The organism is Oceanicola sp. S124 (genome assembly GCF_000220565.1).
GTDB lineage: Bacteria > Pseudomonadota > Alphaproteobacteria > Rhodobacterales > Rhodobacteraceae > Pseudooceanicola.
This window is the reverse complement of record NZ_AFPM01000034.1, coordinates 37958-47267: the sequence shown is the minus strand read 5'-3', so window position 1 is coordinate 47267 and position 9310 is coordinate 37958. Positions and strand designations below refer to the sequence as shown.

The 9310-nt window shown below is 68.2% G+C and carries 11 protein-coding genes; 7 read left to right on the top strand and 4 right to left on the bottom strand.

What is annotated here, in order from left to right; all coding sequences use genetic code 11:
* Positions 1-399: 399 nt before the first annotated feature.
* From lepB to era, 4 genes are all read left to right on the top strand, one after another.
* Entirely contained in the window at positions 400-1242 is an 843-nt protein-coding gene (gene lepB, locus OS124_RS0103090) for a signal peptidase I (protein WP_010137866.1), read from the top strand.
* A gap of 97 nt (positions 1243-1339) precedes the next feature.
* A complete protein-coding gene (rnc, locus tag OS124_RS0103085; RefSeq protein WP_010137865.1) occupies positions 1340-2026 on the top strand; it encodes a ribonuclease III in 687 nt (228 codons plus the stop codon).
* 27 nt (positions 2027-2053) lie between these two features.
* A complete protein-coding gene (locus tag OS124_RS0103080; RefSeq protein WP_010137864.1) occupies positions 2054-2929 on the top strand; it encodes a DMT family transporter in 876 nt (291 codons plus the stop codon).
* Between the two features lie 65 nt (positions 2930-2994).
* Positions 2995-3903 (top strand): GTPase Era, encoded by a 909-nt coding sequence (gene era / locus OS124_RS0103075; protein WP_010137862.1) that lies wholly within the window; start codon positions 2995-2997, stop codon positions 3901-3903.
* 7 nt (positions 3904-3910) lie between these two features.
* Here the strand turns inward: era and OS124_RS0103070 are convergent, their stop codons facing one another.
* Positions 3911-4093: a hypothetical protein gene (locus OS124_RS0103070; protein WP_010137860.1), complete on the bottom strand. Its 183-nt coding sequence runs from the start codon at positions 4091-4093 to the stop codon at positions 3911-3913.
* 147 nt (positions 4094-4240) lie between these two features.
* Here OS124_RS0103070 and OS124_RS0103065 point away from each other — a divergent pair, with 147 nt between their 5' ends.
* A complete protein-coding gene (locus OS124_RS0103065) occupies positions 4241-4570 on the top strand; it encodes a DUF1491 family protein (RefSeq protein WP_010137859.1) in 330 nt (109 codons plus the stop codon).
* A gap of 10 nt (positions 4571-4580) precedes the next feature.
* Here OS124_RS0103065 and OS124_RS0103060 read toward each other — a convergent pair whose 3' ends face one another.
* The gene (locus tag OS124_RS0103060; RefSeq protein ID WP_138919406.1) at positions 4581-5219 is read right to left on the bottom strand and encodes a Pr6Pr family membrane protein; all 639 of its coding nucleotides are present in this window, start codon (positions 5217-5219) and stop codon (positions 4581-4583) included.
* Positions 5220-5257: 38 nt separating this feature from the next.
* Here OS124_RS0103060 and recO point away from each other — a divergent pair, with 38 nt between their 5' ends.
* Positions 5258-5998 carry a DNA repair protein RecO gene (gene recO / locus OS124_RS0103055; protein WP_010137857.1) on the top strand — a complete coding sequence of 247 codons (741 nt, stop codon included), beginning with the start codon at positions 5258-5260 and terminating at the stop codon, positions 5996-5998.
* 27 nt (positions 5999-6025) lie between these two features.
* On the opposite strand, the gene OS124_RS0103050 is transcribed toward recO, so the two are convergent.
* Together OS124_RS0103050 and OS124_RS0103045 are read right to left on the bottom strand one after the other, a co-directional pair.
* Entirely contained in the window at positions 6026-6559 is a 534-nt protein-coding gene (locus OS124_RS0103050; RefSeq protein WP_010137856.1) for a TetR/AcrR family transcriptional regulator, read from the bottom strand.
* A gap of 215 nt (positions 6560-6774) precedes the next feature.
* Complete coding sequence (locus OS124_RS0103045) at positions 6775-7464, bottom strand: fumarylacetoacetate hydrolase family protein (protein ID WP_010137855.1); 690 nt, start codon at positions 7462-7464, stop codon at positions 6775-6777.
* Positions 7465-7579: 115 nt separating this feature from the next.
* On the opposite strand from OS124_RS0103045, the gene ade reads away from it, so the two are divergent.
* The gene (ade, locus tag OS124_RS0103040) at positions 7580-9280 is read left to right on the top strand and encodes an adenine deaminase (protein ID WP_010137854.1); all 1701 of its coding nucleotides are present in this window, start codon (positions 7580-7582) and stop codon (positions 9278-9280) included.
* Positions 9281-9310 lie beyond the last annotated feature (30 nt).

Genomic DNA, 9310 nt, shown 5'->3' with positions numbered 1-9310 from the left:
TGATCGAGGCGCGCCCGGTCACGGGCTAGGCGTGCTGAGTTGTCGGATGCCTCCGGCGGCAGTGTGAGCGGCGTCCCGGAAACGCTCCGGGGAAGCGTTTCAGCCTCGAACGGGCGGAGCCCTGGGCCGTCGGATAGATGCAAGAGGTCCTTCCATCTATCCGATGGCTGAAAATACTGCGGGGGACTCCGCGAAGCGGAGGGGGGCCACGGACCGCCCTCCCCGGACCGCCCTCGTCGAGCGCCCTCCGACCGAGCCTGAGCCCATTGCAACACGTTCCCGAGACTGCCCGGCGGAAAACCCCGCCGCTCTGTTGACTTGATCCCGTCGCCCCCGCATGAAGCCAAGGCTGTCCCCGGGGATGGGGCAGGGGCGAAACAGCAGAAGGACCGGGTGGTCATGGCGCGTAGCAGCAGCGGCGAAAGCAGTTTCATCTGGGAAACCATCAAGACGGTCTTCTGGGCGCTGATCATTGCGGGGGTCTTCCGCAGCCTCTTCTTCCAGCCCTTCTGGATCCCCTCGGGCTCGATGAAGGACACCCTGCTGGTCGGAGACTTCCTCTTCGTCAACAAGATGTCCTACGGCTATTCCTACGCCTCCTGCCCGAACATCCGCATCCAGCGGATCGGGGTCGACCTCGACGCCCGCGACATCTGCTTCTTCCTCGACGGCGACAACACCCGGGTGCTCGGCTCCGAGCCCGAGCGCGGCGACGTGGTGGTGTTCCGCCATCCGGCGACCGGCGAGGACTACATCAAGCGCGTCATCGGCCTGCCCGGCGACAAGATCCAGATGATCGACTCGGTGCTGCACATCAACGGTGAGGCCGTGAAGATGGAAGAGGCCGGCATGTTCGTCGAGACCTACGAGCCGCAGGGCCCGCAGGGCCGTCCGCCGCGCTGCTTCAACGCCCCCGTCGGGCTGGGCGGCGAATGCCTGAAGGAGCGCTACACCGAGACCCTGCCGAATGGCGTCAGCCATGACGTGCTGAACGTCGGCTATTCCCCTTCGGCGGATGACACCGGCGTCTTCGAGGTGCCCGAGGGCGAGTATTTCATGATGGGTGACAACCGCGACAACTCGACCGACTCGCGCTTCCCGCGCTCGCGCGACGGCGTCGGCTTCGTCCCCTACGAGAACATCATCGGTCGCGCCGACCGGGTCGTCTTCTCGTCCGGCGGACGGTCGCTGCTGTACTTCTGGCAGTGGCGCAAGGACCGCTTCCTCGAAAAGATCTCCTGATCCCCGGATCGGAAGCAAATTGCCAGCCGCGGAGGGTGCCCTTGCACCTGCCGCGGCTTTGCGCTTTCTAGGACGGCATTGCAGACCCGAGGCGCCGATGAAGATTTCCGCAGAGATGAAGGCCTTTCAGGACCGGCTGGGCCATGAATTCGCCCGGCCCGAGCTGCTGCAGCGCGCCGTGACCCATTCCTCGGTCTCCTCGCCGACCCGGCCCGACAACCAGCGGCTCGAGTTCCTCGGAGACCGCGTGCTGGGGCTGGTCATGGCCGGGGCGCTGCTGAAAGAGGACCGGGGTGCCAGCGAAGGCCAGCTTGCGCCGCGCTTCAACGCCCTCGTGCGCAAGGAGACCTGCGCCGACATCGCCCGCGAGATCGAGCTGGGCGAGGTGCTGAAGCTGGGCCGGTCCGAGCAGATGTCGGGCGGGCGCCGCAAGCAGGCCCTGCTGGGCGACGCGATGGAGGCAGTGATCGCCGCCGTCTACATGGACGCCGGTTTCGACGCGGCGCAGGCGATGATCCTGCGGCTCTGGGGCAAACGCATCGCCGAGGTCGAGGACGACGCCCGCGATGCCAAGACCGCGCTGCAGGAATGGGCTCAGGCCCGTCGGATGCCGCCCCCCGCCTATGTCGAGACCGACCGCACTGGGCCGGATCACGCGCCGGTCTTCACGATCTCGGCCCGGCTGAAATCCGGCGAAGAGGCCAGCGCCACCGCCGCCTCGAAACGCGCCGCCGAACAGGCCGCCGCCGCCGCGCTGCTCGAGCGTCTCGAGGCTGGCAAGTGATCAGTGCCAAGGCATGAGCGACAGCGAATGAGCGGCAATCTCAGGGGCAGCCTGTTCATGGTGCTGGGCATGCTGGCCTTCGCCATCGAGGATGCGATCTTCAAGGGCCTGGCCCGGGACCTGCCGCCGGGCTTCACCACGCTGCTCTTCGGGCTGACCGGCGCGACGCTTTTCGCCGGGCTCTGCATCGCGCGGGGTGAGGCGCCGCTGACCCGCGAGGCCCTGCGGCCGCGGCTGCTGATCCGCTCGGCGATCGAGCTGGTCGGCCGGCTGTTCTTCGCCCTAGCCCTGGCCTTCACGCCGCTCAGCTCGACCTCGGCGATCCTGCAGGCCGCGCCGCTGGTGGTGACCTTCGGCGCCGCGATCCTGCTGGGCGAGAAGGTCGGCCCGCGACGCTGGACGGCCATGGCCGTCGGCTTCCTCGGGGTGCTGCTGATCATCAAGCCAACCCCCGCCGCCTTCGAGCCGGCCTCGATCTTCGCCCTGCTGGGAATGATAGGCTTCGCGGGCCGCGACCTGGCCACCCGGATGGCGCCGCCGACCGTCTCGGGCTGGCAGCTCGGCACGCTGGGGTTCCTGGTGGTCTTCGTCGCCGGGGTGATCTTCATGGGCTTCGACAGCGTCCCGCCCCGCCTGCCGCACCCGGACGAGGCCCTGCGGCTGCTGATGCTGGGCGTGATCGGCGTCTCGGGCTATGCGGCGCTGACCGTCGCCATGCGCTCGGGCGAGGTCTCGGTGGTGGCGCCCTTCCGCTATTCGCGGCTGCTGGCGGCGCTGGTGCTGGCCTATCTCTTCTTCGGCGAGCGGCCCGACCTCTGGACCCTCGCAGGCGGGGCGCTGGTCGTCGTCTCGGGCAGCTACACGCTGATCCGCTCGGGCAGGGTTGCGGCCAAAAGCCAGTAAAGACAGGGCTGGCGCGCTGCGGTAAAAGGCCGTAGAGAGCGCACTTCGCTTCAAGGATGCAGAACATGAACACCAAGGCCGGTTTCGTCGCCCTGATCGGGGAACCCAATGCGGGCAAGTCCACCCTGACCAACCGGATCGTCGGGGCCAAGGTCTCGATCGTGACGCACAAGGTGCAGACGACGCGGGCACGGATCCGGGGCGTGGCAATCGAGGGCGACAGCCAGATCGTGCTGGTCGACACCCCCGGCCTGTTCAAGCCGCGCCGGCGGCTGGATCGCGCCATGGTCGCCGCCGCCTGGGGCGGGGCGGCCGATGCCGACGTGATCGTCCTGCTGATCGAGGCGCATCGCGGCATCACCGATGGCGTCGGCAAGATCCTGGAAGGCCTGGCCGAACTGCCCAAGGGCCGCCGCGTGGCGCTGGCGATCAACAAGATCGACCGGGTCGAAGCCCGCGTGCTGCTGGCGCTGACCAGCGAGATGAACGAACGCTACGCCTTCGAGCGCACCTTCATGATCTCGGCCGAGAAGGGCCACGGCGTGCAGGACCTGCGCGAATGGCTGGCGGGCGAGATGCCGGAAAGCCCCTGGCTTTACCCCGAGGACCAGATCGCCGACCTGCCGATGCGCATGATCGCCGCCGAGATCACCCGCGAGAAGCTGACCCTGCGCCTGCACCAGGAACTGCCCTACCAGCTGACCGTCGAGACCGAGCACTGGACCGAACGCGAAGACGGCTCGGCCCGCATCGACCAGATGATCTACGTCGCCCGCGACGGCCACAAGGGCATCATCCTCGGCAAGAAGGGCGAGACGATCAAGGCGATCTCGAAGGCCGCCCGCGAAGAGCTGGAAGAGTTCCTCGGCCGCAAGGTGCACCTGTTCCTGCAGGTCAAGCTGCGCGAGAACTGGCTGGAAGAGGCTGAGCGCTATTCCGAGATGGGCCTGGATTTCAAGGACGGCAACCGCTGAGTCGGCTCTAGTCCTGGCGCTGGCGGGCCCGTTTGCGGCGCGCCATGCCGGACCAGAGCACCCCGAGGATCAGCAGCAGCGCGCCCGCGACGTTCAGCCCGGCGCCCTTCAGGCCCGGCACCATGCCGGTAAAGAAAGCGGCGCTGGCCGCGATGCCGAGGGCGATCAGGAAGAGGGCGGGCAGGGGCATGGGGGCTCCGTCGCGGGTCTGGACAGGTCTTGGCGCGGTCAGGCTAGGGCCTGACTTCGGCGAAAGAAAGGCATCGTTTTCGCGGGATTTTCCGGTAATCGTGACCACCTGGCCCCGTCACGGGGCAGCGAACCCGAGGAGCCGCAGATGCGCCTGACCACCCGTTTCTGGATCGATGCCTACCTGACCCGGCTGCGGCTCTACGATATCCCGGCCTTCGTCACCGCCCATGGCGATGACACTGCCGGCGCCGTGCTGATCAAGATGAACACGCTCGACGGCCAGGGGGCGCTCTATGAACGCCGCTTCGACCTGATGACCGGCGACCGCCGCTGGATGGTGCTGGCCGAGGGCGACGAGGCCGAGGTGGACGCGGCCGCCCGCCGTCAGCAGGGTTACGACCCGGATCTCTGGGTGGTCGAGGTCGAGGACCGCCAGGGCCGTCACCTGCTGGACGAGCCGGGCCTGTCCGACTGACGACGAAGGCTCAGCGCCGGATCAGCCGCGCCAGGAAGATCAGCACCAGCCCGCCGGCGAAGAAGGTCAGGCCGATGATGCCGGACCAGACCGCGACTCCGTCCCAACGAACCTGTGCGGGATCGAGGAAGAAATAGGGGTACTTGCCATCCGCATTGCCCCGCGCCAGCGCGTAGCCGATGTAGAGCGCCGGCCAGCACAGCCAGGCGATGGCCGCGCCCATGCGCAGCGGTGTCTTGCGCCCGAAGCAGGCCCACCACAGGAAGACCGAGACCGGCAGCGCCGTGTGCAGCCCATGGCTGGCCCAGAAGTCGATGCCGGTCAGGGGGCGCGCCAGCAGGGCGTGATAGATCACCCCGGTCATGGCCTGCCAGAGGGTCAGCCCTCCGATCCACAGCCGATGCACGCCGCTGCCGGTCATGCCCATGCCGAGGAAGGTCAGCAGGCTGAGCATCGCGGTCAGGTTGGTGAAGTAGCGCGCCCGGTTCCAGAGCACCTGTCCAAGGCTGTCATCCGGGTTCGCGGCCATGGTCGCCAGCACCTGTGCGACAAGAGCCGCGCAGGCCAGAAGGGCGATCAGGCGGGCGGTGGCCCTGGCAGGCGACGAGAGGGCGTTGCTGCGAAAATCCATGGGCGGAAGCTGCGCCATCTTGTCCCCCGTCGCAAGCCCGGTGATGATGCATCGGCATGGAATGGCGCGACGAGGGAATCCTGCTGGCGGTACGTCCGCACGGCGAAAGCGCGGTCATCGCCGAGGTCTTCACCCCGGCGCGGGGCCGCCATGCCGGACTCGTGCGTGGCGGGGCCTCGCGCCGGCTGGCGCCGGTGCTGCAGCCGGGGGCGCAGCTTGACATCAGCTGGCGCGCGCGGCTCGAGGATCACCTGGGCAATTTCACCGTCGAGCCGATCCGCTCGCGCGCCGCGGCCAGCCTTGGCGACCGGCTGGCCCTGGCCGGGCTGGGCGCGGTCTGTGCCCTGCTCAGCTTCAGCCTGCCCGAGCGCGAGGCCCATCCCCGTCTCTATCGGCAGACCGAACAGCTTCTGGACCTGCTGGAGCAGGGCGAGGTCTGGCCGCTGGCCTACCTGAGGTGGGAACAGGCACTGCTGGAGGATACGGGCTTCGGCCTCGACCTGAGTGCCTGCGCGGTGACCGGCGCGACCGAGGGGCTGGCCTATGTCTCTCCGCGCACGGGACGGGCGGTGACGGTGGCGGGGGCGGGGGAGTATGCCGACCGGCTGCTGCCGCTGCCGCCGGTGCTGCGCGGCGAGGGCGAGGCCCCCGATGCCGAGGTCTTCGAGGCGCTGCGGGTCACCGGGCATTTCCTCGAGAACCACCTGGCGCCCGATCTGGGCACCAGGCCGCTACCCGATGCGCGGGCGCGGCTGGTGCGGTTGATCGGCAAGCGGGTGGCGGTGGCGCCGGAGTGAACACCCGGCGCCGGTGGCGGCTGGCGCCTAGCGGAGGGCCAGCACCAGATCGACCAGCGTATCGAGCGCCGCGGGGCCCTCGGTCTGGTCATCGTCGCTGATCTGCCCCATGCCGATCTGCGCGGCATAGAGCAGCCGAGCGATGGCGGGATTGGTCACGCCGATCTTCACCAGCAGCTCTTGCAACTGGGCCAGTCGGGCGGCGTCGATCTCGGCCATGGTCTCGGCGGCGGCGGCATCCGTACGGGCCCAGGCCCGCATTGCGCCCTCGGCCGCGCGGTCTTCGCCGAAACCGTTGCGGACGATCTCATGCAGGCGACTGACCGCGGCCTGCCGGTCGTCAGGGGTCTCTTCAAGGTTTGCGGCCTCGCTGCCCCAGAACTGGAGCAGCGCCTTGCGGTAGGCGGGAACATCGGGGAAATGCCAGTAGAACGAGCCCTTGGTGGTCTCGAGATTACGGGCAAGGGCTTCGGCCTTCAGAGCCTCGGGACCGGAGGCTGAGAGGGCGTCCAGACCGGCGCGAAGCCAGTCATCTGGGGAAAGACGGGACCGTTTACTCATCCCCGAAGCCTAGCCGAGCCGCCGCAGCGCAGCAATCAAGACCAAGGATGCACTCGGCGCGAAACGGCGGTCCTGCGCCCATGCTACCTGAGATTGAGCGATTTGTTGCCGAATCAATGGGCAGTTCGGGCCTGAACGGGCGCCATGCACCTGCGCATGGCGCCCATTCGCGTCAGTTCGGGGAGCTGCCGGAGCGTCAGCCCCGGCGCGCGCGATCACTCGGCTTCGGTCAGGGTCAGTTCGACCGGGGCCAGCCCCTCAACCTCGCCGCGCAGGGTGGCGCCGGCGGTGACGGCGCCGATGCCCTCGGGGGTGCCGGTGAAGATCAGGTCGCCCGGTTGCAGGTGGTAAAAGCCCGACAGGTGCGCCAGCAGTTTCGGCACCGGGTGGACCATCTTGTCGATGGTCGAAGCCTGCCGTGTCCTGCCATCGACCGAGAGGCTGATCCGCTGCGCCGCAAGCGGGCCGAAGTCGGCGGCCCTGGTCATCGGGCCGACCACGGCGGCGTTCTCGACGTCCTTGGCGATATCCCAGGGCAGGCCGCCATCCTTGGCCACCGCCTGCAGGTCGCGGCGGGTCATGTCGAGGCCGGTGGCATAGCCGTAGACGGCAGCCATGGTTTGATCGGGAGTGGCCTTGAACAGCGGCGCGCCGAGGGCGACGACCAGCTCGATCTCGTGGTGGTAGTCGCCGGTGCCCGAGGGGTAGGGCACCGTCGCGCCCGAGAGGATCAGGTGGGCCGGAGCCTTGGTGAAGTAGAAGGGCACCGCCGGGGCTTCGTCGCCCATCTCGGCGGCATGGGCGGCATAGTTGCGTCCAACGCAGAAGATCCGGCGGACCGGGTAGCCTTCGGTTTCACCGGCGACGGGGATGTCGGGCACGGCGGGCAGATCGAAGAGAGGCATTGGGGGCTCCTGTTGGGGCGGGCTGTGTCTGGTTTGGCGGACGGTAGCCGGGGCGGCGTCGCTGGACAAGCGGCAGGGGATCGGGCCTTCTGGGGCAAAGCGAAAGAGGTGCCCGATGACCCAGCCCAGCCTGTCCGACCTGATTGCCGCCGGACGCGGCGATGCCCCCGCCGATATCGTCCTGCGTGGCGGGCGTGTCTGGGACATGGTGACGGGCCTCGAGATCCCCGGCGATGTGGCCATTCGCGGCAAGTGGATCGTCGGCATCGGCGCCGACTACGAGGGCACTCGGGTCATCGACGTCACGGGCAAGCTGCTGGTGCCGGGCTTCATCGACACCCACCTGCATATCGAAAGCTCGATGGTCACCCCCTACGAGTTCGACCGCTGCGTGGGCCCCCGCGGTATCACCACCGCCATTTGCGACCCGCACGAGATCGCCAACGTGATCGGCGTGCCGGGGATCGAGTACTTCCTGGCCTGCGCCAGCCGCACCCTGATGGATATTCGGGTGAACCTGTCGTCCTGCGTCCCCTCCAGCCACATGGAGACCGCAGGCGCTGAAATCAGCGCCGCCGACCTTGCCCCCCTGCGCGACCATCCGCAGGTGACCGGGCTGGCCGAGTTCATGAACTACCCCGGCGTGATCTTCCGCGACCCCGGCTGCCTCGAGAAACTCGAGCTGTTCCGCGGCGCCCATATCGACGGCCACTGCCCGCAGCTTCTGGGGCGCGACCTGAACGCCTATGTCTCTGCCGGCATCCGCACCGAGCACGAGGCGACCACCGCCGAAGAGGCGCGCGAGAAGCTGCAGAAGGGGATGCGGGTGCTGATCCGCGAGGGCTCGGTCTCCAAGGACATGGTGGCGCTGCAGCCGCTGCTCAACGACATCACCTCGGCCTACATGTGCCTCTGCACCGACGACCGGAACCCGCTGGACATCGGCGAGCACGGGCACCTGGATTTCATGATCCGCGAGCTGATCCGCATGGGCTGCCCGCCGCTGGCGGTCTACCGCGCCGCCTCGCTGTCTGCCGCCGAGGCCTTCGGGCTGAAGGATCGCGGCCAGATCGCCCCCGGCAAGCGCGCAGATATCGTGGTGATCGACGATCCCGCAACCTGCCAGGCCGAGATGGTGCTGGCGGGTGGTGTCGTCGTCGGCGACGCGGCCTTCGCCGCGCGCGAGGTCATCGAGCCCGTGGGCCGCAACTCGGTCAAGGCGCCGGTGGTGACGGGCGCCAGTTTCCGCAGCTCAGCCAACCGCGAAGAGACCGACGTGATCGGCATCATGGAAGGCAAGATCATCACGCAGCACCTGCACGAGGTGATCCCGATCGACAACGGCGACAAGCGCCCCGACCCCTCCCGCGATCTGGTCAAGATCGCCGTGGTCGAGCGGCATGGGCGCAACGGCAATATCGCCACCGGCTTCGTCAAGGGCTTCGGGTTGCAGCGCGGGGCCATCGCCTCGACCGTCTGCCATGATCACCACAACATCGCCTGCGTCGGCGTGGATTACGACGACATGGCCCTTGCCGCGACCCGGCTGGGAGAGATCGAGGGCGGTTTCGTCGTGGTCGAGGGCGGCCGCGTGCTGGCCGAGCTGGCCCTGCCCGTCGCCGGTCTGATGAGCCTTCAGCCCTTCGAGCGGGTCCGGGATGCGCTGGTGGACCTGCGCGCCGCCGCCAAGGGGTTGGGCGTGACGCTGGAAGAGCCCTTCCTGCAGCTCGCCTTTCTTGCCCTGCCGGTCATCCCGGCCCTGAAGATCACCGACCGTGGCATGGTGGATGTGACGAAGTTCGAGATTATCTCCTAGGGTCATTTCGCATTGCGAAAACAAATTCTG